The 25109-nt window shown below is 72.0% G+C and carries 21 protein-coding genes; 13 read left to right on the top strand and 8 right to left on the bottom strand.

Going from position 1 to position 25109, the window contains the following annotated elements:
• Nucleotides 1-3: 3 nt before the first annotated feature.
• A complete protein-coding gene (locus ACIBEJ_RS09310; RefSeq protein WP_397182152.1) occupies nt 4-1035 on the bottom strand; it encodes a hypothetical protein in 1032 nt (343 codons plus the stop codon).
• Nucleotides 1036-1133: 98 nt separating this feature from the next.
• Between ACIBEJ_RS09310 and ACIBEJ_RS09305 the strand changes: the two genes are divergently transcribed.
• The gene (locus ACIBEJ_RS09305; protein ID WP_397182151.1) at nt 1134-2090 is read left to right on the top strand and encodes a DUF3616 domain-containing protein; all 957 of its coding nucleotides are present in this window, start codon (nt 1134-1136) and stop codon (nt 2088-2090) included.
• 20 nt (nt 2091-2110) lie between these two features.
• Here ACIBEJ_RS09305 and ACIBEJ_RS09300 read toward each other — a convergent pair whose 3' ends face one another.
• Both ACIBEJ_RS09300 and ACIBEJ_RS09295 read right to left on the bottom strand, forming a co-directional pair.
• On the bottom strand, nt 2111-2773 hold the full coding sequence (locus tag ACIBEJ_RS09300; RefSeq protein ID WP_397182150.1) for an aminoacyl-tRNA hydrolase: 663 nt from the start codon (nt 2771-2773) through the stop codon (nt 2111-2113).
• Nucleotides 2757-4052 (bottom strand): MFS transporter, encoded by a 1296-nt coding sequence (locus ACIBEJ_RS09295; RefSeq protein WP_397182149.1) that lies wholly within the window; start codon nt 4050-4052, stop codon nt 2757-2759. The genes ACIBEJ_RS09300 and ACIBEJ_RS09295 overlap by 17 nt, the downstream gene beginning before the upstream one ends.
• 63 nt (nt 4053-4115) lie before the next feature.
• Here ACIBEJ_RS09295 and ACIBEJ_RS09290 point away from each other — a divergent pair, with 63 nt between their 5' ends.
• Nucleotides 4116-5084: a GlxA family transcriptional regulator gene (locus tag ACIBEJ_RS09290; protein ID WP_397182148.1), complete on the top strand. Its 969-nt coding sequence runs from the start codon at nt 4116-4118 to the stop codon at nt 5082-5084.
• On the opposite strand, the gene ACIBEJ_RS09285 is transcribed toward ACIBEJ_RS09290, so the two are convergent.
• Complete coding sequence (locus tag ACIBEJ_RS09285; RefSeq protein WP_397182147.1) at nt 5053-5514, bottom strand: hypothetical protein; 462 nt, start codon at nt 5512-5514, stop codon at nt 5053-5055. The two genes, ACIBEJ_RS09290 and ACIBEJ_RS09285, sit on opposite strands and share 32 nt — an antisense overlap.
• Nucleotides 5515-5572: 58 nt before the next feature.
• Here ACIBEJ_RS09285 and ACIBEJ_RS09280 point away from each other — a divergent pair, with 58 nt between their 5' ends.
• Genes ACIBEJ_RS09280 through ACIBEJ_RS09270 form a run of 3 tightly spaced genes read left to right on the top strand, consistent with a single transcriptional unit; the run spans nt 5573 to nt 8090 of the window.
• A complete protein-coding gene (locus tag ACIBEJ_RS09280; RefSeq protein ID WP_397182146.1) occupies nt 5573-6304 on the top strand; it encodes a sugar phosphate isomerase/epimerase family protein in 732 nt (243 codons plus the stop codon).
• Nucleotides 6301-7374, top strand: coding sequence for a Gfo/Idh/MocA family protein (locus tag ACIBEJ_RS09275; protein ID WP_397182145.1), 1074 nt, complete (start codon nt 6301-6303; stop codon nt 7372-7374). Before ACIBEJ_RS09280 ends, ACIBEJ_RS09275 begins: the two co-directional genes overlap by 4 nt.
• Before the next feature lie 50 nt (nt 7375-7424).
• Nucleotides 7425-8090, top strand: a complete 666-nt coding sequence (locus tag ACIBEJ_RS09270) for an AIM24 family protein (protein WP_397182144.1) — start codon at nt 7425-7427, stop codon at nt 8088-8090.
• Here ACIBEJ_RS09270 and ACIBEJ_RS09265 read toward each other — a convergent pair.
• Nucleotides 8087-8776, bottom strand: a complete 690-nt coding sequence (locus ACIBEJ_RS09265) for a DUF4097 family beta strand repeat-containing protein (protein ID WP_397182143.1) — start codon at nt 8774-8776, stop codon at nt 8087-8089. The two genes, ACIBEJ_RS09270 and ACIBEJ_RS09265, sit on opposite strands and share 4 nt — an antisense overlap.
• A gap of 78 nt (nt 8777-8854) precedes the next feature.
• The gene (locus ACIBEJ_RS09260) at nt 8855-11980 is read right to left on the bottom strand and encodes a BTAD domain-containing putative transcriptional regulator (RefSeq protein ID WP_397182142.1); all 3126 of its coding nucleotides are present in this window, start codon (nt 11978-11980) and stop codon (nt 8855-8857) included.
• 64 nt (nt 11981-12044) lie between these two features.
• On the opposite strand from ACIBEJ_RS09260, the gene ACIBEJ_RS09255 reads away from it, so the two are divergent.
• Nucleotides 12045-13526, top strand: coding sequence for an MFS transporter (locus tag ACIBEJ_RS09255; RefSeq protein ID WP_397182141.1), 1482 nt, complete (start codon nt 12045-12047; stop codon nt 13524-13526).
• A 46-nt stretch (nt 13527-13572) separates the two neighbouring features.
• On the opposite strand, the gene ACIBEJ_RS09250 is transcribed toward ACIBEJ_RS09255, so the two are convergent.
• On the bottom strand, nt 13573-15516 hold the full coding sequence (locus ACIBEJ_RS09250) for an endo-1,3-alpha-glucanase family glycosylhydrolase (protein ID WP_397182140.1): 1944 nt from the start codon (nt 15514-15516) through the stop codon (nt 13573-13575).
• A 132-nt stretch (nt 15517-15648) separates the two neighbouring features.
• Between ACIBEJ_RS09250 and ACIBEJ_RS09245 the strand changes: the two genes are divergently transcribed.
• Nucleotides 15649-16389, top strand: a complete 741-nt coding sequence (locus ACIBEJ_RS09245) for an alpha/beta fold hydrolase (RefSeq protein WP_397182139.1) — start codon at nt 15649-15651, stop codon at nt 16387-16389.
• Between the two features lie 119 nt (nt 16390-16508).
• Here the strand turns inward: ACIBEJ_RS09245 and ACIBEJ_RS09240 are convergent, their stop codons facing one another.
• Nucleotides 16509-17219, bottom strand: coding sequence for a sulfotransferase family protein (locus ACIBEJ_RS09240; RefSeq protein ID WP_397182138.1), 711 nt, complete (start codon nt 17217-17219; stop codon nt 16509-16511).
• A 176-nt stretch (nt 17220-17395) separates the two neighbouring features.
• On the opposite strand from ACIBEJ_RS09240, the gene ACIBEJ_RS09235 reads away from it, so the two are divergent.
• The 6 genes from ACIBEJ_RS09235 (at nt 17396) to ACIBEJ_RS09210 (ending at nt 25106) form a co-directional block, all read left to right on the top strand.
• The gene (locus tag ACIBEJ_RS09235; RefSeq protein WP_397182137.1) at nt 17396-18670 is read left to right on the top strand and encodes an esterase-like activity of phytase family protein; all 1275 of its coding nucleotides are present in this window, start codon (nt 17396-17398) and stop codon (nt 18668-18670) included.
• A gap of 285 nt (nt 18671-18955) precedes the next feature.
• Entirely contained in the window at nt 18956-19780 is an 825-nt protein-coding gene (locus ACIBEJ_RS09230) for a hypothetical protein (protein WP_397182136.1), read from the top strand.
• Between the two features lie 299 nt (nt 19781-20079).
• Nucleotides 20080-20760, top strand: a complete 681-nt coding sequence (locus tag ACIBEJ_RS09225) for a GNAT family N-acetyltransferase (protein WP_397182135.1) — start codon at nt 20080-20082, stop codon at nt 20758-20760.
• Between the two features lie 80 nt (nt 20761-20840).
• A complete protein-coding gene (locus ACIBEJ_RS09220) occupies nt 20841-21590 on the top strand; it encodes a GNAT family N-acetyltransferase (protein WP_397182134.1) in 750 nt (249 codons plus the stop codon).
• 138 nt (nt 21591-21728) lie between these two features.
• Nucleotides 21729-22469 (top strand): DUF2071 domain-containing protein, encoded by a 741-nt coding sequence (locus tag ACIBEJ_RS09215; RefSeq protein ID WP_397182133.1) that lies wholly within the window; start codon nt 21729-21731, stop codon nt 22467-22469.
• Nucleotides 22470-22535: 66 nt separating this feature from the next.
• A complete protein-coding gene (locus ACIBEJ_RS09210) occupies nt 22536-25106 on the top strand; it encodes an NACHT domain-containing protein (RefSeq protein ID WP_397182132.1) in 2571 nt (856 codons plus the stop codon).
• The last annotated feature ends 3 nt before the right edge of the window (nt 25107-25109 follow it).

The raw sequence follows: 25109 nt of genomic DNA, 5'->3' as shown, positions 1-25109 counted from the left end.
TCTCTACCCTAGAACACGGGCACCTGAGACGACGCGGTAGATGTCACGCCAACGCTTACGTTGCGTGTCCGGTATCGAAGCGAACACCAGTCCAGGCTTGGCCATTCCCCCGTCCAGCACGACGACCGCGGCCATCGAGGACCGCTTGCCGTACTTGACCTGATAGATCATCGCCCATCCGCCCTTCACGGGCTGTGAGGTCATCCAGCGGACGGTGGCGCCTTTGGGGTGGTGGTTGAGCGTCCAGCGGGCGGCCAGCAGCGCGGTGTCGCGCGGCTCCTTCTGCGCCTCGATCGGGACGGGGCAACTGACGACCAGCCCGCGCTCGGCCCGGCCGCGCAGCTTGGGGAGCACCTGCTTGGTGCTGTACGGCGCGCCGCGGTGCCGCTTCCAAGGACTGCCCAGCCTGGGTACGGCCACGCCGCTGCGCTTGTCGGCGATCACGTGGCGGCCCGGCTTGGGCAGCGTGGCCTTCTTGGGCTTGGCCGGCACCTCCGGGAGCCGGGAGTCGGCGTAGAAGGCCTCCATGGCGGTGTAGCCGGGAGCCAGGGACGCGCCGGGCGAGGGGGTGGGCCGGGCCGCCGCCTGCGAAACGCTCGGCGCGGCACTGGGCACCGCGGGCACGGCAGCCGACACGGTGGGGGACGCACTGGGGGACACGCTGGGGGACGCCGTGGCAGACACCGTAGGTGACGCTGTGGCGGATACGGCGGCAGACGCTGTGACGACGGGCGCGGCCGTACCGGCGGGTTGCGCCACGCCCGAAGGCTGCGCGGTGCCGCCGGTCGGCCCGGCAGCGGCGTCCAAGGTGGCGGACGAGGTCGGCGGGGCGGTCGATGGCGCGGCGACCGGCCGATCCGCGACCTCGTCCGGCCGCGAGGGAAGTGCGAGCACGACCGCGACGGCGGCGACCGCCACCGCGGCGAGCACGGCGAGCCCGCGGTAGACGTCCCGCATGCGCAGGTCGCCGATGCGGGAACGCCTGGGCGGGGAGGCGTTCTGAGGCTTGTCCGCCGTTGTCACACGGGAACCCACGGTCCCACCTTCCCCATCGAGCACGACGGGAGCGTACGACAAATCCAGCCATTGCGTGCAAGAAGCTATGGAAGTGTCATCATGGCAGGGTGCACCAGGTGGAGCTCCGATTCCATCCCGCCTCGCGGGAGACCCTGACCCACAGCAACCTGTCCGCGGTCCGCCACGATGGCGCCGGTCTTTGGCTGGCCGGTGACGAGACCGCAACGATCGAGCATCTCGCCTGGAACGGCGAGCGTTACGACGGCCAGCGCACCTTCCACCTGGCCGACTACGTGGACCTGCCCGCGGGCCGCCACGACGAGGCCGACATCGAGGGCCTGGCCAGGACCGACGGCCAGCTCTGGCTCGTCGGCTCCCACAGCCTCAAGCGGCGCAAGGCCAAGTCCAAGGACCCGGAGAAGGCCGCGAGACGGCTGGCAACGGTGCTGCGGGAGGAGAATCGGTTCATCCTGGTACGCCTCCCGCTGGACCCGGTCACCAACAGCCCGCTGCCCGGCGAGATCATGTCCGGCAAGGACAACATGGCCAGGCACCTGGAGGACGACGAGCACCTCGCCCCGTTCCTGGCGCTGCCCGGCAAGGACAACGGCCTGGACATCGAGGGCATCGCGGTCATCGGCCGCCGGGTCTTCCTGGGCCTGCGCGGGCCGGTGCTGCGCGGCTGGGCGGTGGTGCTGGAGGTGAACCCGGTCCCCGGCGACCGGGGCAGGCTGCGGCTGGCGACGCCGTACAAGAAGCACTTCCTGGACCTGGGCGGGCTGGGCGTGCGGGACCTGTGCCCCTACGACGGCGACCTGCTGCTGCTCACCGGCCCGAGCATGGACCTGGACGGACCGGTCCGGGTGGTGCGCTGGCGCGTGGGCAAGCACACGGACGTGGTCGGCGCGCAGGATCTGGAGACGCTCGCGGAGCTGCCGTTCGGGATCGGCAATGACCATCCGGAGGGCCTGGCGGTGATGCCGGACGGCCGCCTGATGGTGGTCTACGACTCCCCCGGCCCGCACCGCCACACCACGCAGGGCGGCGTACTGGCCGACATCATCACGCTCTAGAGCAGCGTGCTGGAACCGCTCTAGCGTGTGACGGAGCCCACCAGCCAGGGCGCTTCGGCGACGAACGTGCACGAGCCGGGCGCGATCTCGGTGAACCCGGCGTCGCGCACCACCGGCAGCCCGCTGCCGGACAGCTCGTCGAAGCGCTCGCGCGTGGGCGCCGTGCGGACCGACACGGCCAGCCCCCGACCGGCCCACGCGGCCCGCTCGGCGGGACCGCTGGCCCACCAGGCGAGCTGGACGGCGTGCCCGGCCTGCGCCATGGCCTTGCCCGCGCTCATCTCCAGCGCCGGGTTCTCCCACAGGACCGGCGGTACGGCGGGCGGCGCGGCGTGCGCGTCGGCCAGGTCGGTGCCCGACACCTGCAGCCTGGACAGGTCCTTGGGCCAGCCGTCGAGCGGGACGGGCGGATGCACGCGGACCTCGGCCGTCCGATGCTCGACGGTACGGCCCGGCAGCGCCAGCACCCGCGCCCACTCCGCCCCGCGCGCCCGGCGCACCACCTTGCGGATCTTCCCGGTGGCCTGCCAGGCCAGCAGTTCCTCGCTCCACTCCCCCGGGTCGGCCAGCACGCTCAGCACGGCCATGGCGGCGGCCTCCAGCGCGTCCGTGCGCTCGGGCGGCGTGGCCCGCTCGATCCTGACCACCAGCGGGAGGACCCTCAGCTCAAGCTCGTCGTTCATCGCTGACCAGGATGCCCGACGACGCATCGGCGCGCGGGCGCGACCCCCTCCCGATGGCCAGCGAGAGCGCGGCGGCGACCAGGCAGAGGGCGCCGGCGCCGTACCAGGCCAGGTCGTAGGCGCCGAGCTGGTCGCGGGCGAGGCCGGCGAGCACGGCGGCGATCGCGGCGCCGACCTGGTGCGAGCCGAACACCCAGCCGAACACCACGCCGCCGTCGGGGCCGTAGATCTGGCGGCAGAGCGCGACGGTGGGCGGGACGGTGGCCACCCAGTCGAGGCCGTAGAAGATGATGAAGACGAGCATGCTCGGCTCGGTGGTGGCGGCGAACAGCCCGGGCAGCACCATCAGCGACAGCCCGCGCAGCACGTAGTAGACGCCGAGCAGGATGCGCGAGTCCACGCGGTCGCTGAGCCAGCCGGAGGCGACGGTGCCGACGACGTCGAAGATCCCCACCAGCGCGAGCAGGCCGGCGGCGGTCGCCTGGGGCATGCCGTGGTCGTGCGCGGCGGGGATGAAGTGGGTGCTGACCAGCCCGTTGGTGCTGGCGCCGCAGATGGCGAAGCCGCCGGCCAGGAACCAGAAGGGGCGGGTGCGGGCGGCCGACCTGAGGACCGACAGCGCCCTGACGGCCGCGTTGACGGTGGACGGCTCGGCGCGGCCCGTCCCCGGCTCGGCGCCCAGCGCGGTCGTGCCCACGTCGGCCGGGTGGTCGCGCAGCAGCCACCACACCAGCGGGACGACGACCAGCGCGCACGCGGCCACGGCCAGCGAGGCCGCCCGCCATCCCGGTCCCTCGGCCAGGTGGGCCAGCACGGGCAGGAAGATGAGCTGCCCGGTGGCGCCCGCCGCGGTGAGCACGCCGGTGACCAGGCCGCGGTGCCGTACGAACCAGCGGTCGGTGACGGTCGCGGCGAAGACCAGCGCCATGGAGCCGGTGCCCAGCCCGACCAGGACCCCCCAGAACAGCAGGAGCTGCCACGACGCGGTCATGGCCAGCGTGCCGCCGCTGCCCGCCGCCACCAGAAGCAGGGCGAACGAGACCACGCGCCGCATGCCGAAGCGGTCCATGAGGGCGGCGGCGAAGGGGGCGGTCAGGCCGTACAGGACGAGGTTGATCGAGACAGCGAGGGAGATCGTCGCGGTCGACCAGCCGAACTCGCGCTGGAGCGGCTCGATGAGGACGCCGGGGGTGGCGCGGAAGCCGGCGGCGCCGAGGATGGCCACGAACGCCACGGCCGCCACCAGCCAGGCACGGTGCAGTCTTCTCACCCGGTTCATGCTGATCGGTCCGGCCGTCCCGGCGAAAGTGGCCGGAGAGCCAATATGTGAAAGAATCCGGCCATGGTGCATCGTGTCGCGGTCCTCGTGCTCAACCACTTCGCCACGCTCGACCTCGGCGTGCCCGGCCAGGTGTTCCGGGTGGCCGAGACGCCGGACGGCGAGAAGCTCTACGAGATCGTGACGTGCTCGCCGGGCGGGCTGCCGGTGCGCTGCGACGCCGGGTACGCGGTGCTGCCCGACCACGATCTCGGCGTGCTCGAGACCGCCGACACCGTGCTCGTGCCCGGCGTGCACGCCGGGCGGGTGATGGTCGACGGCACGCTGCCCGGCGGGGTGCGCGAGGCGCTGCAGGGTCACCGGCGCGTCATGTCGATCTGCACGGGCGCCTTCGTGCTGGCCGCCGCCGGGCTGCTCGACGGTCGCCCGGCCACCACGCACTGGCGGGAGGCGCCGCGGTTCGCGTCGTTGTTCCCGCAGGTCAGGCTCGACCCCGACGTGCTCTACATCGACGACGGCGACGTACTCACCTCGGCGGGCGTGGCCGCGGGACTCGACCTGTGCCTGCACGTGATCAGGCGCGACTTCGGCAGCGAGGTGGCCAACCGGGCCGCGCGCCGCTGCGTGATGCCGCCCTCACGCGAGGGCGGGCAGGCGCAGTACATCGACCGGCCGCTGCCCGACCCTGCGGGCACCAGCACCGCGGCCACCCGCGCCTGGATGCTCTCCCGGCTCGGCGAGCCGCTCGACCTGGCCACGCTGGCCGCGCACGCGGGGATGAGCGTGCGCACGTTCACCAGGCGCTTTCGCGAGGAGACCGGGCTGAGCCCGGCCAAGTGGCTGACCGGGCAGCGGGTCGGGCACGCGCGGGACCTGCTGGAGGCGACCGACCTGCCGGTGGACGAGGTGGCCAGGCGGGCGGGGTTCGGCACGGCGGTCTCGCTGCGCCAGCACCTGCACGCCGCGGTCGGGGTGTCGCCGCTGGCCTACCGCAACACGTTCACGCGGACGGTTCCGGCCCCTCGGGGTTGACGTCCGGGCGCCGCGAGCCGGCGTGCTCCTTGAGGAAGTCGACGACATCCTCCGGCAGCGGGGTGCGCAGCGCGAGCCGGAACGAGCCCGTCTCGGGGTCGCGCACGATGAGCGCGTGGCCGGTGTAGGAGAGCGTGGCCCGGGTCAGGTCCACCCGCACGGTCCGGTACGCGACCTTCCTGACCAGCGTCGTCCCCTCCAGCCAGGCCGCCGTGCCCTGCCTGAGGAAGATCCACAAGCCGATCAGCCCCAGGATCGGCAGCCCGGCGAACAACCCCAGGGTCACCGCGGTCTGGAACGTCGTCATGCCCGCGCCCAGCGCCGACATGCTCGCCATGGCCACGAGGATCAGCACCACGAGGCTCGCGCAGCCGCATCCGCCGCGCAGGCCGGCGCCCGGAGCTACGTCGAGCTTGATAGGGGAGGTCACGTGCCTACGCTATCGGCGTGGTCGAATGGGTGGAGCGGCCACCTGCCTTGGAGAGTTGATGATCAATCCCCTCAACGTCCAGCTCTACTCCGTCCGCGACCCGCTGTCCGCCGACCGCGACGCGACGCTGCGCCGGATCTCCGGCATCGGATACCGCGCGGTCGAGCCCTTCGACCCCACGAACGACCCCCAGGGCATGCGCGCGACCTGCGACGATCTGGGCCTGGCCATCCCGAGCACCCACGCGTACGCACTGCTCGGCGAGGAGACCGGCCCGGTCTTCGAGGCCATCGTCACGCTCGGCGCGGAGCTGGCGATCATCCCGGGCGGCATCCCGCACGAGGAGTTCACCACCCGCGACGGCCTGCTGCGCACCTCGGAGCGCCTGCTCGCCCTCGCGGAACAGGGCCGCGAGTACGGCGTGCGGATCGGCTACCACAACCACTGGTGGGAGATCGAGCCGGTGATCGACGGCCACCACGCGCTCGAACTGCTGGCCCCCGAGATCTTCCTGGAGGTCGACACCTACTGGGCCTACGTGGGCGGCGCCGACGTGCCCGCGCTGCTGCGCCGCCTCGGCGACCGGGTGCTGGCCCTGCACGTCAAGGACGGGCCGGGCGTGAAGGACGAGCCGCACACGGCCGTCGGCTCCGGCGTCCTGCCGGTGCCGGAGATCCTCTCGGCCAGGCCGGGCGCGCTGCGGATCGTGGAGCTCGACTCCTGCGACGGCGACATCTTCGACGCGCTGGCGGGCAGCCACGCCTACCTCAGCGCGCTGGAGGTGCGATGACCGGCGTGGCGATCGTGGGCGCGGGCGTGATCAGCTCCGCGTACCTGCGCAACCTGGCCGGCTTCCCGGAGATCGAGGTGATCGGCGTCGCCGACCTCGATCTCGCGCGCGCGGCGGCGGTGGCCGCGGAGCACGGGGTGCCGGTCTCGGGCGACGTGGCCTCGGTGCTGGCGCTGCCCGAGGTGGAGATCGTGGTCAACCTCACCGTGCCCGCCGCGCACGCGGCCGTCGGCCTGGCGGCGCTGCGCGCGGGCAAGCATGTCTACGGGGAGAAGCCGCTCGCGCTCGGCCTGGACGAGGGCGAGAAGCTGCTGGCCGAGGCCGCGGGGCTCGGTCTGCGGGTGGGCAGCGCGCCCGACACCTTCCTCGGCGCCGGGCTGCAGTCGGCCGGGCGGGCGCTGCGCTCGGGGATCATCGGCGAGCCGGTCGCCGTGACCGCGGCCGTGCAGGGGATGGGACCGGAGATGTGGCATCCGAGTCCCGAGTTCTTCTACCTGCGGGGCGGCGGGCCCATGTTCGACCTCGGGCCCTACTACCTCACGGCGCTGGCGGCGCTGCTCGGCCCCGCCGTACGGGTGGCCGGGAGCACGCGCAGGGCGCGCGAGACGCGTGTGGCTGGCGCGGGACCCAGGGCGGGCACGAGCTTCCCCGTCGAGGTGGCCACGCACGTGCACGCGCTGATCGACCTGGCCGGCGGGCCGTCGGTGTCGGCGACGTTCAGCTTCGACTCGGCGGTCCCGAGGCGGCGGATCGAGATCCTCGGCACCGAGGGCGCGCTGTCGCTGCCCGATCCCAACACCTTCGGCGGGCCGCTGCTCGTGCGCGGGCCGAGAGAGGCGGACTGGCGCGAGCTTCCCGTCGTGGGCTCCCAGGTCGGCCGCGGCATGGGCGTCCTGGACCTGGCCAGATCGCTGCGTGACGGCACGCCCCACCGGGCCTCCGGCGCGCTCGGCCTGCACGTCCTGGAGATCATGACCGCGATCACGGAGTCGGCCGACCAGGGCGAGTTCCGCAGCCTGCGCACGAGCGCGCCGCTGCCGGAACCGCTGCCGGAAGGCTGGCTGGACTGACAGGCGGGGGTCGAGGGAACCGAAGCCGGATTTCGCACGTTGACCCGGACATGCGTAGTTCCTTCTTCGGCAACCTCGACCCCCAGCAGGCGCAGGGCTCCTTCGCGCTGCAGAACACCAAGATGCTGAGGGTACGGCTGCCGCAGGAAGTCCTGGCCCGCCAGGGCTCCATGGTCGCCTTCCAGGGCCAGATGACCTTCGACTACGAGGGCTCCGGCGGGGTGGGCAAGCTGTTCAAAAAGGTCGTGACCGGTGAGGGCGTGCCGCTCATGCGCGTGAAGGGCGAGGGCATGCTCTACCTCGCCGACAACGCCGACGACATCCACCTGTTCTACCTGGAGAACGAGGGCCTGACCGTCAACGGCCGCAACCTGCTCGCCTTCGAGCCGCAACTGACCTGGGACATCAACCGGGTGCAGGGCGCGGGCGTGGCCGCGGGCGGGCTGTTCAACACCACGGTCACCGGGACCGGCTGGGTCGCGGTGACCGCCCACGGCAGCCCGGTCATGCTGGACGCCGGGCAGGCGCCGACGTTCGCCGACGGGCAGTCGGCGGTCTGCTGGAGCGCGGGGCTCCACGTCGGCGTCAACCGGACCTTCAAGGCGAGCGCGCTGATCGGCCGGGGCAGCGGCGAGGCCATGCAACTGGCCTTCCAGGGCCAGGGCTTCGTGCTGGTGCAGGCCAGCGAGGGCCCGCCGGTGCCGTCGGGGGCCTAGCCGGGCAGGACGCTCACGTCGCCGGAGCCGGCCTTGACCGAGACCTTGCGCGTGGCCGACGGGTCGTTCTTCACCGTGACGGTGGCGTCGCCCGAGTCGGCCACGGCCTGGACCGCGTACGGGCCGCCGGGCAACTGGATCACCGAGTTGCCCGAGCCGGTGACCAGGTCGAGCGCGTCGGGGGCGGCGGCGTACTTCAGCGTGGTGTCACCCGAGCCGGTCTTCACCGAGGCGCTCTTGCCGAGCAGGCCCGTGCCCGCCAGGTCGCCGGAGCCCACACTGGCCACGATGGGCCCGGTCACGCCCTTGAGCGCGATGTCGCCCGAGCCGGTCTCAAGGTCGAGCGGCAGCCCCTTGGGCACCTCGACCTTGTAGTCGACGCTGCAGTTGTCCATGGCCGCGGGGCAGTCGTAGGTCATGACCAGCGTGCCGCCCTCGACCTTGTGCTCGGTCCTGGGCTTGTCGGAGCTCCACTTCAGCGTCTCCACGACCTTGACGGTGTCGCCGGAGCCCTCGCGGATCTCGGTGTTGCCCGAGCCGGAGTCCAGGCGCAGCTTCACCACCTTGTCGCTCACCGTGTACTCCACCTTTTCCTGGTTGGCCGGCTTGCCGATGTTCTGCAGCCCGCATCCCGTCAGCAACACCGCGGCGGCCAGGACGCCACCCGCAAGCACCATCGTCTTCATGCCCGTCATCCTGCCGAACCCGGCGACCTGCCCACATCCGGGTACACCCCTGACCCGCACTCGGGGGAACCCCGGGGGTTAGCCGCGGATGCGGGCCAGGATGCGCTCGACGTCGGCGCGCTCCGCCTCGGGCAGCGGCGCGCCCGCCTCGGCGCGCAGCCGGGCCGCCCGCTCCAGCAGCTCGGCGGCCTCGGCGTTCTCGCCGGCCAGCGAGCGGGCTCCGGCCAGGCCCTCCAGGGCGAGCGCCTGCGCACGCGGATCGCCGCTGCCGCGCGCGGCGGCCAGCCCTTCCTCGTGGAGGCGGCGGGCCTTCTCGGCGTCGCCCCGCAGCTCGGCCACGAAGCCGAGCTCGGCCAGGAGCAGGGCCGCGCCGTAGTCGGCCTCCAGCGCGCGGGTCCAGTCCAGCCACCGGATCAGGTGCGCGTGCGCCGCGTCGAGCCGGCCCTGGCGGCGGGCCACCATGCCCAGGCCGATCTCGGCGAACTGCTCCCCGAACGTGTGCGAGCGCTCCCGCGAGATGCGCATCGCCCGCTCGTGGTGGCGCACCGCCGCCTCGTAGTCGCCGGTGAGCATGGCGATCCTGCCCAGGCCGGACAGCCGGTAGGAGACGTCCAGGACCAGGCCGACCTCCTCGGCGATCCTGACGCCCTCGGCGTGCAGGGCGGCGGCCAGCTCGTAGTCGCCGTTGACCTCGGCGAGGAAGCCCAGCGTTTCGCCGATCTGGACCTGGCCCCAGCGCTCGCCGAGCCGCCGGAAGCGGCGCGCGCTGTCGGAGCCGTGGCGTTCCAGCGCGGCCAGGTCGCCGCGGAAGGTCGCCTGCCCCGCCTTGGTGGCCAGCACCGCGGCCAGACCCCAGGCGTCGCCGGTCTCGGTGAAGCCGTCCAGGGCGATCTTGGCCAGCTTCTCGCTGGCCGACAGGTCGCCGAAGGCCAGGTGGGCGAAGGCGAGGAACCAGGCCGCCGTCGCGCACGCCGGCGGATCGCCGTCGAGCAGGTCGAGGGCGCGCCCGGTGCGCTCGGAACGCCGCTCGCCGTCGGCGTTGAGCAGCGCGAACCCGGTGTGCCAGGCCAGAACCCGGCCATCGCTGACCAGCTCCAGCACCGCGCCCGTCGCCCGGTACGCCTCCCGGTGGCGGCCCCGCAGGTACCAGTACCAGGCCAGCGCGTCCACCAGCCGCACCGCGAGCCCGGCCGCGCCCCGGCTGAGCGCCTCGTCCAGGACGTTCCTGAGGTTGGCCGACTCCTCGTCCAGCCGGTCGAGCCAGCAGCACTGGTCCTCGCCCTTCAGGTACGGCGCCGCCCGCTCGGCCAGGTCCGCGTAGTGGTCGTCGCGGCGGCGGCGTACCTCGTCGAGCTCGCCGGCGGCGCGCAGCCGTTCCAGGCAGTAGGCGGCGACGGACTCCAGCAGCCGGAAGCGCGCCCCGTCCACGGCCACCACCAGCGACCGGTCCACCAGCCGCGACAGCAGGTCGAGGACGTCCTCCGCGGCCACCTCCCCGCCCGCGCAGACCTCCTCGGCCGCCTCCAGCGTGCACCCTCCGGCGTGGACGGCCAGGCGGCGCAGCACCACGCGTTCCGGCTCGCCGAGCAGCTCCCAGCTCCAGTCGATCATCGCGCGGAGCGTGCGCTGGCGGGCGGGGGCGTCGCGCCGGCCGGAGGCGAGCAGGCGGAACCGGTCGTCCAGCCGCTCGGCCAGCCCGCGCGGGCCCAGCGCGCGCACCCGCGTGGCGGCCAGCTCCAGCGCGAGAGGGATGCCGTCGAGGCGGCGGCAGATCGCCGCGACGGCGGCGGCGTTGCCCGCGTCGAGCGTGAACCCGGGCGCGGCGGCGGCCGCCCTGGCCAGGAACAGCCGTACCGCCGCGGTCTCGCGCAGGGTGGCGAGGTCGGCGTCCGGCTCCGGCGTCGGCAGCGGCGGCACGGCCAGCAGGACCTCTCCGGTCAGGGCCAGCGGCTCCTGGCTGGTGGCCAGCACGCGCAGGTCCGGCACCTCGCGCAGGAGCGTCTCCACCAGTTCGGCGACCGGCTCGACGAGGTGCTCGCAGTTGTCCAGGACGAGCAGGGGCCCGCGCGAGCGCAGCGCGCCGACCAGCCGCCGAGTGATCGACGGCACCTCGGCGGCGGGAATCTGCGGGATGGGGGCCTCGTCACGCAGGTCAAGCGCGGTGGCGACCGCCTCGGCGACCTCAACCGCACTCACCCCGCCCACGCTTTCTGCCGCCGGGCTCGCGGCCGCCGGGCTCGGGGCCTCCGGGAGGTGTCGTCCGGCGGCGCCCGGGCGGTGCCGTCCGGCCAGTTCGACCACGAGCGCGTCGTCGTGGCCTTCCGCGGCGGCCAGCGCGAGCCTGGTCTTGCCGACGCCGCCGGGGCCGGTGAGCGTGACCAGGCGGGCCGTGCCCAGCCTCGCCCTGACCTCGGCCAGCTCCGCCTCCCTGCCGATCAGCTCCGACGGGGAGACCGGGGCGGGGCCCGGCCGCAGGTGCGGGGCGTGTTCGAGGATGGCCTGGTGGAGGGCGCGCACCTCGGGCCCCGGGTCGAGGCCGAGCTCCTCCCCCAGCCTGGCGCGCAGGTCGGCGAAGGCGGCCAGCGCCTCGGCCTGGCGGCCGGCCAGGTAGAGGGCCCGCATGTGGGCCGCGCGCAGGCGCTCGCGCAGCGGGTGGGCGGCGACCGGCTCGGCCAGCTCGGCCGCGAGCGCCGCGTGCTCGCCGAGCTGCAGGCGGGCCTCGGCCAGCTCCTCCAGCGCGACCAGCCGCTGCTCGTCGAGGCGGGCGACGACGCCCCGCGCGAACGCCTCGTCGCGGAAGCCGGCGAACGCGGGCCCGCGCCACAGCTCCAGCGCCTGCCGGAGGAGGACGGCCCGCTCGCGGGCATCGGCGGCGGACCTGGCCTTGGCCAGCAGGGCGGTGAAGCGGCCGCTGTCCACGGACTCGGGGCCGGTCCGCAGGAGGTAGCCGGCGGGGCCGTACACCACGAGGTCCTTGACTCCCAGGGCCCGCCGCAACTGTGAGACCTTGCCCTGCAGCGAGTTGGCGGGGTCGCCGGGCAGGTCCTCGCCCCACAGGTCGGCGGCCAGGCGGTCGGCGGAGGCCGGCCGGCCGGGCTCGACGAGCAGGCAGGCCAGCAGCATGCGGACCTTCGCCTCGGGGACCCGCACCTGCTCGCCGCCGTCCGTCCGCACCTCAAGCGGCCCGAGCACCCCGAAACGCATGGCTCCCAACCTACCCTCAGCCGGCCCTCAGCCGACCGTCAGCGCCGGGGGCCACCCTGCCCGCATGAGAACCGAGATTGACGTGAAAGCCGGTCCCAGGGACTGGATCGGGCTGGCCGTCCTGGCCCTGCCCACCTTGTTGCTGTCGCTGGACGTCACGGTGCTGCACCTGGCGGTCCCGCACCTGAGCGCGGATCTGGCCCCGTCCGGCACCCAGACGTTGTGGATCATCGACATCTACGGCTTCATGATCGCCGGGTTCCTGGTGACGATGGGCACGCTCGGCGACCGCATCGGACGCCGCCGCCTGTTGCTGGCGGGCGCGGCGGCCTTCGGGGCGGCGTCGGTGCTGGCCGCCTACTCCACCAGCGCCGGAATGCTGATCGCCGCCAGGACGCTGCTCGGTGTCGCGGGCGCCACGATCATGCCGTCCACCCTGTCGCTGATCAGCAACATGTTCCGCGATCCGCGGCAGCGGGGGCTGGCGATCGGGGTGTGGGCGACGATGTTCTCGGTGGGCATCGCGTTGGGGCCGGTCGTGGGCGGGGTGATGCTGGAGAGCTTCTGGTGGGGGTCGGTGTTCCTGCTGGGCGTGCCGGTGATGGCGGTGCTGCTGGCGGCGGGGCCGTTCCTGCTGCCGGAGTTCCGCGACGCGGGCGCCGGGCGGCTGGACCTGCCCAGCGTCCTGCTGTCGCTGGCGACGCTGCTCCCGATCACCTTCGCGATCAAGGAGCTGCCCGTGTACGGCCCGCGTCCCCTCCCCCTGATCGCCCTGGCTGCCGGGCTGGCGGCCGGAGCGGCCTTCGTGCGCAGGCAGCGGCGGCTGGCCGACCCCCTGCTCGACCTGAGGCTGTTCGCCAACCGGGCCTTCCTCGGCGCCCTGCTCATCATGCTGATCAGCCTGGCCACGATGGGGGCCGTCTATCTGTTCGTCACGCAGTACCTGCAACTGGTCACCGGGCTGACGCCCATGCGGGCGGGCCTGTGGCTGCTGCCGCCGGCGATCGGCCTGGTGGTGACCTCCATGGCGGCGCCGCTGCTGGCCAGGCGGATCCCGGCGGGACGTGTGCTGGCCGGCTCGCTCGCGCTGACGGCGGCGGGGTACGCGCTGATGACGCAGGTGACCGCGGCGACGCCGCTGTTGCTGATAGCGGCCTTCTTCCTGCTCTACGTGGGTTCCGGACCTGTCAGCGCGCTCAGCACCGACCTGATCGTGGGGGCGGCGCCGCCGGAGAAGGCGGGCGCGGCCTCGGCGCTCGGCGAGACCAGCGGCGAACTGGGCCTCGCGCTCGGCGTCGCGGTCCTGGGCAGCGTCGGGACCGCCGTGTACCGCGGCGGGCTGCCGCCGAGCGTGGACGGCGTGCCCGTCTCAGAAGGGGTCCGGGAGAGCCTGGCCGCCGCCGTCGCCGGGTCGGACGGGTCCGAGCGGGTGCTGGGGATGGCCAGGGAGGCGTTCACCGGCGGGCTCACCACGGTCGCGGGGATCGGGGCGGTGCTCATGGCGGGGGCGGCGGTGCTCGCGCTGGTCACCCAGCGCCGCCGGTGAACCCAAGGTGAAGGGGGCCGGGGGGCGGGCCCCCTTCACGCCCGGGTCAGGACTGACGGCCGCTGGTGGCGGCCACGTACTGCAGGTCCTGGTTGGGCAGGTCGGCCTTCACCTCGAACGGGGAGACGACCTTGGCGGTGGTCCTCCCGGCCCGCACGATCGAGGCGCTGTGCCTGCCGTACGCCAGGGGGAAGGTCGTGGCGGTGATCCCGGCGGCGACGTCGGCCTTCTTGGCCGCGCCCCCGATGACCGCCTGGACGGTGGCCGACCCGGTCAGGAAGGCGAGCACCTCGACGGTGTCACGCGGCGTGCTGGTGCCGCCCCTCGGGACCATGAACTTGGTCTGCGCGCCGCCCGAGGGCCGCTGCGCCGCCTTCTGCAGGCGGTGCGTGAGGTAGACGGTGTCGCGCACGATCGCCGGCGTCTTGCCGGTCTTGAACCTGGTCAGGTAGTAGGACGTCAGGTCCAGGTACGCGCCGCCGTTGTGCGTGGACGGCGTGAACTGGGTGCCTTCCGAGAAGTCGTTCCAGGTGGTGAGCTGCACCCAGTCGGCCCCGCCCGCGATCGATCTGTCCCACGTCACACGGAGGTTCTCGGTGTTGTTGGCCTCGTCGTAGATGCCCTGGTTGGGCCGCTCGTCCTGGACGGCGACCGGCTGCATCCAGATCTTGCCCAGGTCGTGGGCGAGCTTGACGTTGGCGGCGATGCCTCCCTGCTGCGCCGGGCTGCGGTTGCCCCAGTTGGAGAAGCCGTAGCTGATGGGCGCGTACGCCTTGGCGTGGGTGGAGAAGTTCAGGAAGACCGGCACGAACGCCACCTTGACGCCGTGCTTGGCCTGCATGGTGTCCATGAACTCCTTCCACCAGGAGACCGGCTGGTTCTCGGCCTTGAACGGCGAGACGACCAGACGCTGGTCGGCCAGGCGGTAGACGGTGGAGTTCTTGGCCAGTTCGGCCATGGAGGCGGCGAGCTGGGCGGGGGTGACGCCCTTGAGGCCGTTCATGTCGGGCATCAGGACGATCTTGAAGCCTGGGTCGACGTTCTTGGCGGCCTGGACGAGCAGCTTGAGCCGGGTCCAGTGCTGGCTGGTCAACGACAGGACGTCCACGGTGAAGCCGTCGAGCCCGGCGGTCCTGGCCAGGCGGATCTCGGTCTCCATGTCGGCGAGCTGCCAGTCGCCGGTCTTGGGCGCTCTGGGCAGCGGGCGGTCGCGCAGGAGCCCGCCGTACGCGGCGTGCTTGCCGCCCTCTCCGGCCGGGTTGAGGTAGTTGCGGGCGTAGTAGTCCTCGGCGCCCGCCTTGTTGTCCAGCGAGATCGGGTACGGCGTGAAGTAGTGTGCGAACACCTTCTTCGCCGAGGCCCGCAGCGTGCTGATCGCCGGGAGGTCGAACGGCAGCGGCCCGGCGGGGACCGGCGGCTTCTCCGCGGCGGTGTAGGTGATGACCAGGCGCGGCGGGACGGCGCCCGTGGCGGTGGCACGCGAGGAGTGGAAGACGCCCTGGGCGCCGCCGGTGCTGGTCAGGGCGAAGGCGTAGGTCCCGTCGCCGGTCACCGTGCCGGACAGGTCGATCTTGGCCTGCCGTCCGGCGGTGAAGCCGGTCGCGGTGCCGACGGTGGCGCCGAGCGTGGGCCGGTTGGTGTACAGGACGTGCTCGTCCCAGGCGGACGTGGTCGTGCGCACGGCCAGCTCGGTGTCCGTGGTGCGCACGGAGTGGATCTCCAGCGTGGCCTTGACCTCGGCTCCGTCCGGGATGCCGGCGACGTTGAAGCGCACCAGTCCGAAGCGCTCGTTGCCGGGTCCGTCGAAGGCCGACATCCAGGTGAAGTCCGCGTGGTCGGCGGTGGGGCTGGTCTCGCTGACGTAGGTGTCGGCGGACGCCTTCACCGTCACGGTCTTCGGCTCCTCGGCGGCCCGTGCGGAGGCCGCGGGAGCACTCATGATCGCGACGGCCATCGCCATGACGGCGGATAACCAGGGCTTGCGCAGCATGTGATCTCCGGGGTGTGGGGTTGCTGCCGGTGATCATATTGCTCCCCATGCCCGAAATATCAACATTCGGTCATCCGCTTCTGTAGGCGTACTATAAACAAAAAACCAAATCGTTCATATGGAGGAACCACGATGCGGGACGACCTGCCGCGCCTCACCGTGGGCCAGGGCCCGCCCCTGGTCGTGCTGCTGTTCACGCCCCAGGCGGCCACGCCCGCCGGGCTCGCCCGCTGGTCGGCGATGCGGATGCTCAGGCCGTTCGCCGAGCGCTTCACCGTCCATCTGCTCAACCGCCCGCCGGGGCTGGCGCACGACACGACCATGGCCGACCTCGCCGCCCTCTACGCGGGCGGCTTCGAGGGCCCCGCCCGCGTGCTGGGCCTGTCCACGGGCGGCTCCCTCGCGCAGCAACTCGCCGCCGACCGCCCCGACCTGGTCGAACGCCTCGTCCTCGCCGGTACGGCCAGCACGCTCGGCCCGATCGGCAGGCGCGCCCAGCGGGCCTACATCGAACGCGCCCGCCAGGGCAGGCGGCCCAGCCCGGCACTGGCCGGACTCCTCACCCCGTCTCCCCTCGCCCGCGCGTTCCTGTCGGGCCTGCTCTGGTTGTCGGACGGCGGCGCCGACCACGCCGACGCCGCCACCATGCTCAACGCCGAGGACGGCTTCGACCTCAGCGGCAGACTGGCCGACATCAAGGCGCCCACCCTGCTCATCCACGGCGAGAAGGACGTGGTCTACCCGTTGGAGCTGGCCAGGCGGACGGCGGCGGGCATCCCCGGCGCCCGCCTGACCGTCTACCGGGGACGGAGCCACAGCGCCACGTTCACCGACCGCCGCTTCGCCCCCGACGCACTGGCCTTCCTCACCTGACCGCGCTCACCAGATCTTGCTCACCGGCTTTCGTTCACCGGATCTTGCTCACCGGATCTTGCTCACCAGCTTTCGTTCATCAGACCGCGCCCACCGATCACGGGCTCGCCTGGCCGCGCTCACCTGATCGCGGATCCCTCCTCGGGGGCCACCTTGCGCAGGGTCAGCACCCTGCGGCGGCGTAACGCGGCCGTCCTGATGAACGACTCGGCCTGGTTGACGTGCGGGAACGGGTGGTCGGGCACCGCCGTACCCAGGAACTCGCACAGCGGCGCCCAGCCCTCGCGCACGTCGAAGACCAGCAGCCGGTCGGCGGGGATCTCGGCCAGGACGGCCTCGTTGTGACGGCGGAACACCTCCATGGCGTGCTCGGGCTCGCCGAACCGGCCGCCGAAGGTGTCCTGCCAGATCAGCCGCTGGGCCAGCGCCCGGCGTCTGGCCAGCGACGGGTAGAAGGCGTCCTCCAGTCGCATGACCAGGCCGCGCAGTCCCGGCTGGCGGGACATGAAGTGGTAGATGGTGCGGTTCGCGCTGGCGTACCAGCGGGCGGGGTCGCGCACGGTCAGCACGACCTTCGCCTTCGGGAACGCCTCGGCCAGCTCCCGCCAGAACGAGCAGGCCGGCCAGTCGCAGGCGGCGCGGAAGCCGGTCAGGAGGTCCGCCCAGTCGACCGCCTCACCTCGCACCGCAGCCTCCCATTTCTGGATCAGTTCCTCGTGCTCGCCCAGAGACGACATGTGGTGGCAGGGCCGGTACCCGAGCGCTTCCAGTGCCAGGCGCAGCGAGTAGGTGCCGGTCCGCCCCATGCCCGCGCCGATGACCTCGACCATGAGACTGCTCCTTTCAACGAGCACAACGGGCGGAGCCGGGAAAGCGGTTCAATGTTGAAGAAGTTTGTCTTGCTCCCGCGCGCGTCAGGGGCCGTTCATCCGCGCTTCAGCGGTTGGACGCCGGACATCGCTAGCTTCCGGGTGCCATCGCCACACTTTGATCGATAGGAAGCGTCGTGTCCCGTTCTATGATCGCCGGGCTGGCCGCCGCGGCCGCCCTCACCACCCTCGCGGCCGCCCCCGCACAGGCGGCGCCGCGCCCCAAGGTCACCTCGGACGTCGTCCTGCCCGCGCCCGCGCTGGCCGACTTCGAGAAGGGCCTCGTCCAGGACGACCGCGGCGTGAAGCTGGGCGGGATCGGCAGCGGCCTGTACCCGGCCGGGCGGCGCGGCGACTACTGGATGGTCACCGACCGCGGCCCCAACGGCGAGCCGAAGATCAACGGCGAGAAGCGCCGCACGTTCCCGGTGCCGGAGTTCGCGCCCGCCATCGTGCGCGTGTCCGTCAGGAACGGCAAGGCCGCGATCACCAGGACGATCCCGCTCAAGAACACCGACGGCACCCCGATCACCGGCCTGTCCAACCAGTCCGGCCACGACGAGGTCCCCTACTCCTGGGACGGGCAGGAAGCGCTCGCCTACGACCCAGGCGGCCTGGACACCGAGGACATCGTGCCCGACGGGCGCGGCGGCTTCTGGCTGGTCGACGAGTATGCGCCGTCGCTGGTGCACGCGGGCTCCGACGGACGCATCCTGACCCGTTACGTGCCGAAGGGCCTCGGGCTGAAGGGCGCCAAGTATCCGGTCAAGGAGACGCTGCCCGCCGTACTCGCGACCCGGCAGCAGAACCGCGGCTTCGAGGCCGTCGGGCTCTCGCGCCGTGAGAACGCGCTGTACGTGTCGCTGCAGAGCCCGCTGGCCAACCCGGACAAGAAGACCGGCAAGGCCTCGCACACCGCCCGCATCCTGCGCGTCGACCTGCGCAGCGGCCGGCCGAACGGCGAGTGGGCCCACACCATGGAGAACGTCGCCACCTTCGACCCCAAGGCCGAGCAGGGCGACATGAAGATCTCCGCACTCACCGTGCTGTCGCCTGGGCGCCTGCTGCTGCAGGAGCGTACCGACGCCGTGGCCCGCCTCTACACCGTCGACCTGCGCCGCGCCACCAACCTGGCCGGCGGCCCGCACGACGACCCGGCCACGAAGCCGTCGCTGGAGTCGGCGCTGCCCGCCTCGGTGAAGCCGGCCAAGAAGGAGCTCGCGGTCGACCTGGCCGCCATTCCCGGGCTGCCCGGCAAGATCGAGGGCGTGACGCTGCTCGACCCGAGGACGCTGGTGATCGCCAACGACAACGACTTCGGTCTGGGCACGTTCGGTGAGGACGGACGACTGATCGACTCGGGCGTCAAGAGCCACCTGATCACCATCCGCCTCCCCCGCCCCCTGCACTAACCCCCACCTCTGTCCTTCCGTGGAGTGCCCACCCCGGCGGCACTCCGCGGTCCCTGCCACTCCGCGGTCCCTGCTATTCCCGCTGGCCCTGCCTTGGGCGCCTGGCTGACGGCGGGCCCGTTGGACCTGCGGGCAAAGCTGAAGGATCACCCTCTGTTACCTGCGGCGACGCCAGAATCTTTAGGAAAGTTTCTTGATTGTCGGCGGATCGTAAGTCAAGCTGAATCTTGATCATGAAGCGGTGGCCCGCACCCCGCGGGCCACGGGATGCACGCAGGAGGACGCTTGAAGCACACGAGACAGCTCGGTCGTGCGGGAGTCGCCGCCGTCGCCGCGACGCTGACGATCCTGGGCGCCGGCACCATGGCACACGCCGACGCCTCCGCCGCCGCGCGCAGCGCGGCCGTCGCCTGCCAGCCTTCGGGTGCGCTGGCAGTCGACGGCGCCGAGCACGACGTCAACAGCCCCGCCCCCGGGCAGGGCAACTGCTACACCTTCACCGGCAACGTCGGTGACAACCTCACCGTCGGCATCTACCTGCCCGGCAGCTCGGGCGAGCGGGGCGGCTTCCACAGCAAGCTGATCGTCCGCGACCCGTCGGGACAGGTGGTCGCCCAGTACCAGGGCGGGCACCCGCAGGTCCAGCCCATCTACCGTCTGCCCGTTCCCACCCTGACCACCGCGGGCACGTACGAGGTCGAGGTGGCCCCGATCGCCTCCAACGGCCTGCTGGCCGCCCGCGTACTGCTCAACTCGGTGACCGACCTCGGCAAGGTCGACATCGACGGCCCCGGCAAGCTCGTCCAGCTCAACCGGGTCGGCAAGGAGCAGCGCATCACCTTCTCCGGCACCGCCGACCAGTGGGTCCAGCTCGACCTGGCCAATTTCAACTTCCAGTCCGGCTCCCCCGGCTGGGAGGCGGGCGTCTGGTTCGAGATCTGGAACAAGGACCAGACCCGGCTGCTCTTCCGCGACGTGCTGCGCGCCAACGGCCGCCGCGAGCTCGGCCCGCTGCGCGTGGGCGGCGACTACACCATCCAGATGTGGTCGGTGTGGGGCTCCCTCGGCAGCGTGACCGTCTCGGTGCCGAGCATGCCTCCGCAGAAGTGACCCGTTGAACCACGCGGCGGCCGTCCCTGCCAGGGTCGGCCGCCGCGCCGTACCACCCCAAAAAACCAACCGCCACGCCGCACGACCCCAGGGCCGGCCACCACTCCAGCGACAGCCACCACGCCACGCAGCGGCCACCTCCCGGCATCACCCAGCGACGGCCACCACCCCAGGGCCGGCCACCATCCGGCACAACCCGGCGACGGCCACTGCGCCATACCGCCCCGGGGGCGGCCACCGCGCCCGTACCATCGATGGCCATGACGGCCGTCCCCGTGAGCGCCCTACCATCGAGGGCCATGACGGATCTTGAACTGCTCCGCCACGAGATGCGGGTGTGCTGGGACATCGACGAGCACGACCGCATCCGGGGCGTCAGCGAGGACCTGGCCGTGGCGGTCGCCAGGGACGGCACGATGGCGGCGGCGGTGTCCGAGACGCTTCCCGAGCAGACGGCGAAGGCACTCCTGGACCGCCTCGCCAGCACCCCTCCCCCGTCTGAGGGCCGCCCGCCCATGCCGGCCCCCGGCGCCACGGTCTCCGGCGGTCCCTGCTATCTGGTCGCCCCGCCCGTACGCTGCGACGTGCCCGTGGACGTGCTCCGCTCCGACCGCCCCGCCGACGCCGGCCTGGTCCGCGACCTGAGGCCGGGCAACTGGGAGCCGGAGGAATGGGCGGAACTCGTCGCCGGCGGCCAGGGAGCCCCCTGGTCGATGGTCGTCTCGGCCGGTCAGGTCGTCTCCATCTGCCACACCCCGCACCGCACGGCCGCCGGAGCGGAGGCGGGCACCTGGACCGCACCGGGCTTCCGCGGCAGAGGGTACGCCGCCGCGACCACCGCCGCCTGGGCCGACCTGCTGACCCCGGACTGCCCGCGCCTGTTCTACAGCACCACAGCCGACAACCGCTCCTCCCAGCGGGTGGCGGAACGGCTCGGCCTGCGGCACATCGGATGGATCTGGCGTTACGAGGGCGTCTAGGGCCTGGAAAACCAGTTGCCGCAGACGGGCCGGGAGACCTATTTTGTGCCGGTCATCGGTACATCGGGGGAGGAACCCACGTGTTTGACGCCGCCGTCCACGCCTATCTCAGGTCGATAGCCGGAGAGGGGGCACGCCGGGCCGGGCCGTTCACGGTGCGGTTCGACGAGCACGACGACGCGCTGCCGTTCAACTACGCCGTCCCCGACGACGACGTCGCCCCCGCCCCCGCCGAGGTCGGCGCGCTGATCACGCTCTTCCACGAGCACGCCCGCGTGCCAAGGCTGGAGTACGTACCGCAGGCCGCCCCCAAGGTGGAAGCCGCGGTAACGGCGGCCGGCTTCGAGACAGAGGGCCGCTACCCGCTCCTGGTGTGCACCCCGGAAGCGGTCCAGTCCGCCCAGGTGGACCCCGCGATCGAGGTCGCACCGGTCACCACCGACGAGGGCCTCTGGCAAGCCGCCCGAGTCATGAACGCCGCCTTCGACGCCCCCGACGCGACCGAACACGATGTCGCCCGCATGCGCCGCATCCTGGGCCTGGGCGGCGTGGTCGCCGTGGCCACCGACACCACCACCGGCACCCCCGTAGGCGCCGGCCAGATCGGCGGCCCCCACGAGGGCGTGGCCGAAGTGGCGGGCATAGCGGTAGCCACCTCCCACCGCCGAAGAGGCATAGCCGGCGCCGTAACCGCCCTCCTGACCCGAGCCGGCGCCGCGAACGGAATCACGACCGCCTTCCTCACCCCCGCCGACGACCGAGCCGGCCGCGTATACGCCCGCGTCGGCTACCACAAGGCCGGCGAAATGCTGCACACCTCCCTGCGCTAGGTCTAGTGGTGATACCTGACCACGTTCCACCGGAGAGGTCTGCTGGTCCGCCGTGTCGCTGCCGAGATGAGGTTCTCCCGGCCCGCTGAGGCGTGATCACGTGTCCGGGGACACCAGAGTTTCGTAAGGTTCGGGATCATGAGCTTCGCCGGCACACCGCGGCCGCGGCCGCGCTGGTATCACGCGCGGACCGATCTGGACGACTTCGCCATCATCAGCTACCGGGTGGACGCCGAGGCGCTGGCCCGCCACCTGCCTCATGGGTTCGTTCCGATGACGCTGGACTTCGCCGACGGGCCGGGGAGCCTGGTCTCGGCGGTGGCGTTCCGGGATCGGGACTTTCACTTCCGGTTCCTGCCGCAGGTCGGCATCGACTGCGGTCAGATCAACTATCGCGCCTATGTCACCGCACGGGGCAGGCCGGGGGTCTGGTTTTTCGGGACGAGCCTTGATCATCCGGTTGTGGCGATTCCGCAGCATCTGTGGGGAATGCCCTGGCGGCGCGACCGGATCCGCATCGGCGCCGACTGGACCGGACGACCGGCGACCTGGCGGCTGGACGCGGGTGACGCGCGGTGCGAGGCCGTGGAGATGTCCGAACCGCCTGATGTGCTGGACGGCTTCGCCGGCGAACCGGACTGGCTCGAACGGCTGACCCACCCGATGGACGGCTGGTACCGGCGGCGGGGCGGCGGGGTCGGCGTCTACAGCATCTGGCACCCGGTGATGCGGCCCCGGTATCTGGTGGCGGAGTCGGCGCGGTTCGGGGTGTTCGAACGCCTCGGGCTGATCGGCGCGGACACGCCGCCGCATTCGATCCTGGCGCAGCGGCATCTGCCGTTCGACATCCACACGCCGCCCCGTCGGCTGCCGAAGTAGCCGGCCGTACCAGAAAGGCGTTCATTTCCTGATCTGTCGCCCAAGAGGTGATCTACCATCCCGGGCATGAGACGGGGATACCGCTACAGCGACGCCGTCCGGCTCCTGGGCGGTCAGGATCCGGCGATCAAGGCGTTGGACACCCTGCTCGGGGTCGGCACGCTCGGAGTCTGGGACCTGATCGAGGCCAAGAACGAGCTCACCAAGGTCGGCAACGACCTCCTGTCCCGCTGGAAGGACTGGCGGGCGGGCAGGCAGTGGCGTTCCCGGACAGAAAGGATTGAGGCCGCCCACACCATCCTCGTCGTCACGGCCTTCTCCGAGGTCGTCCAGGAGACGCAGCTCCCTTTCTCGGTACGCGACCTGGAGCTCAGCCACAACGGCCAGGAAATAGCCCATACCCGGATCAAACCGGTCGGCCGGACAGAACGCGAGCAGGCCCGTGAGCTGGTTGTCCCGGTCTGCCCTTCGCCCGAGCAGCCCTTCGAGGAGACGCTCAACATCATCCAGAGCTACTACCAGAGCCTGAGCCGGGTGCTGATGGTGTTCGTGCGCGGGACGAGCGTCTGGCAGGGCCTCAACGGAGCCGAGCAGGAGCGGACAAGCCGCGCGCTGGGGCATCATCTGGTCCTCCGGGCCACGCAGCGCTATTCCGACCGCTACCGGAGCCTTTCCGTAGATGTGCCGGAGTTCGCGCTCTGGGCAAGCATGGTCGAGCATCAGGCCACCCGGGTGGGTCTGGCGGAGTTGGGGCGGCTGGTCTCGATGGTCGCCTCCACGGAGATCCTCCCCGACCAGCTCACGACCTTCCAGCGGCTGAACAGTGCGGTGCTGACCCGACCCGTCGCGCAGACCGGGGACCTGCCCGACGGGCTGGGCGTACCGACGCTGGAGAGCGCCTACGTCACCCCGTGCTTCCGGATCGCCGAGGCGGACAAAGGCGACGACCCGACCTTGGAAGGCTGGTGGCAGAAGCCGAGGATCCGCACCGACCTGCCCGGGTACATCGCGGGGTTCCTCACCAGCCCGATGGCCGCGACGGTTCCGCTCATGGTGCTGGGACAGCCGGGCGCGGGGAAGTCGGTGCTGACGAAGATGCTCGCTGCCCGGCTGTCGGAGTCCTCGTTCCTGCCCATCCGGGTCCCGTTACGCGAGGTGTCGGCGACCGTCGAGGTGCAGGAGCAGGTGGAGCAGGCCATCTGCCAGCAGAGCGGCGAGCGGATGGCGTGGCCCGCGCTGAGCAGGTCGGCCGCCACCGCCGGGGCACTGCCCGTGATCATGCTCGACGGCTTCGACGAGCTCCTCCAGGCGACCGGCGTACGCCACTCCGACTACCTGGCCAAGGTGGCGCTCTTCCAGCGCAGGGAGGCCGACATGGGCCGCGCCGTCGCGGTGATCGTCACCTCGCGCACGGCCGTCGCCAACCTCGCCCGCTTCCCCGACACGGCCATGGTGGCCAGGCTGGAACCCTTCCAGCCCCACCAGATACGCGCCTGGCTGGACGTGTGGAACGCCACCAACGCCGAGTACTTCGGCAAGGCCGCGCTCGCGCCGTTCGAGGTGGGCGTCGCGCTCTCCCAGAAGCACCTGGCCGAGCAGCCGCTGCTGCTCCTGATGCTCGCCCTGTACGACGCCGACGGCAACGAACTGCGCAAGAACCTGGAGACCATGGGCCGCGCGGAGCTGTACGAGCGGCTGATGAAGACGTTCGCCGAACGCGAGCTGGAGAAGAGCCTCCCGCGTGACCTCGTGCCGGGCCGGGTGGAGGCCGAGCTGCTCCGGCTCTCGGTCGTGGCGTTCGCGATGTTCAACAGGGGCCGCCAGTGGGCCACCGGCAAGGAGGTGGACGAGGACCTCGTCACGCTGGTCGGCAGGCAGACCAGGGACTCCACGTTCGCGGCCCCGCTCAGCGCCGGACAGGAGGCGTTCGGCCGATTCTTCTTCGTCCACCGCGCCCAGGCGATGCGGGACGAGGAGAAGCTGTGCACGTACGAGTTCCTGCACGCGACCTTCGGGGAGTTCCTGATCGCCAGGCTGATCGCCTCGCTCATGCGGGAACTGGTGACCCAGGAGTCGCGCCTGCGCCTGACCGGGCCCAACGACGGCCTGCTGCGCACCCTCCTGTCCTGGGCCACCGTCTCCTCGCGCGTGGCCGTGGTCATGTTCCTGCGGGAACTCGCCGACGTACCGGCGCAGTGGCAGGAGGTCGCCATGCGCCTGTTCCGCGAACTGGACCAGCGCGACAACCTGACCATCCCCGGCTACCGCCCGCAGAACCCCAGCCAGCGCCGCAAGGACGCCCACTACCTGGCTAATCTGCTCATCCTCGCCCTCACCTGGTCGAACGGTTCCCTGTGGGCCAGCGACCTCATGCCGGAGCACGAGAGCGTCGTGGCCGCCTGGCAGTCCCACGCGACCCTGTGGTGGTCGCAGTGCAAGGAGACGGAGTGGGACAGCCTGGTGGACATGATCAAGGTCGGGCTGGCCGAGGGCCCCGAGGGAAAGCGGGACGTGGGCGTCCATCTCAGCAAGGTCCTGGCCGCCGTGAACCCCTCGGGCGACGGCGAGGTCACCTGGGACAGCCGCTCCAGCCTTGAGCGCAGCCTGATGTTCTGCTGCCGGGCCGACCGGCCCTAGCCG

It is taken from the genome of Nonomuraea sp. NPDC050790 (assembly GCF_044456745.1).
Taxonomy (GTDB): domain Bacteria; phylum Actinomycetota; class Actinomycetes; order Streptosporangiales; family Streptosporangiaceae; genus Nonomuraea.
This window is presented reverse-complemented; position numbering and strand designations above follow the sequence as displayed.

Excerpts from the sequence above, each read along its gene's own strand:
- ACIBEJ_RS09225 (WP_397182135.1), top strand. The coding sequence starts at position 20,080 with ATGACGGATCTTGAACTGCTCCGCCACGAGATGCGGGTGTGCTGGGAC.
- ACIBEJ_RS09270 (WP_397182144.1), top strand. The coding sequence starts at position 7,425 with ATGCGTAGTTCCTTCTTCGGCAACCTCGACCCCCAGCAGGCGCAGGGC.
- ACIBEJ_RS09210 (WP_397182132.1), top strand. The coding sequence starts at position 22,536 with ATGAGACGGGGATACCGCTACAGCGACGCCGTCCGGCTCCTGGGCGGT.
- ACIBEJ_RS09275 (WP_397182145.1), top strand. The coding sequence starts at position 6,301 with ATGACCGGCGTGGCGATCGTGGGCGCGGGCGTGATCAGCTCCGCGTAC.
- ACIBEJ_RS09255 (WP_397182141.1), top strand. The coding sequence starts at position 12,045 with ATGAGAACCGAGATTGACGTGAAAGCCGGTCCCAGGGACTGGATCGGG.
- ACIBEJ_RS09295 (WP_397182149.1), bottom strand. The coding sequence starts at position 4,052 with ATGAACCGGGTGAGAAGACTGCACCGTGCCTGGCTGGTGGCGGCCGTG.
- ACIBEJ_RS09300 (WP_397182150.1), bottom strand. The coding sequence starts at position 2,773 with ATGAACGACGAGCTTGAGCTGAGGGTCCTCCCGCTGGTGGTCAGGATC.
- ACIBEJ_RS09260 (WP_397182142.1), bottom strand. The coding sequence starts at position 11,980 with ATGCGTTTCGGGGTGCTCGGGCCGCTTGAGGTGCGGACGGACGGCGGC.
- ACIBEJ_RS09245 (WP_397182139.1), top strand. The coding sequence starts at position 15,649 with ATGCGGGACGACCTGCCGCGCCTCACCGTGGGCCAGGGCCCGCCCCTG.
- ACIBEJ_RS09280 (WP_397182146.1), top strand. The coding sequence starts at position 5,573 with ATGATCAATCCCCTCAACGTCCAGCTCTACTCCGTCCGCGACCCGCTG.
- ACIBEJ_RS09215 (WP_397182133.1), top strand. The coding sequence starts at position 21,729 with ATGAGCTTCGCCGGCACACCGCGGCCGCGGCCGCGCTGGTATCACGCG.
- ACIBEJ_RS09265 (WP_397182143.1), bottom strand. The coding sequence starts at position 8,776 with ATGAAGACGATGGTGCTTGCGGGTGGCGTCCTGGCCGCCGCGGTGTTG.
- ACIBEJ_RS09250 (WP_397182140.1), bottom strand. The coding sequence starts at position 15,516 with ATGCTGCGCAAGCCCTGGTTATCCGCCGTCATGGCGATGGCCGTCGCG.
- ACIBEJ_RS09290 (WP_397182148.1), top strand. The coding sequence starts at position 4,116 with ATGGTGCATCGTGTCGCGGTCCTCGTGCTCAACCACTTCGCCACGCTC.
- ACIBEJ_RS09240 (WP_397182138.1), bottom strand. The coding sequence starts at position 17,219 with ATGGTCGAGGTCATCGGCGCGGGCATGGGGCGGACCGGCACCTACTCG.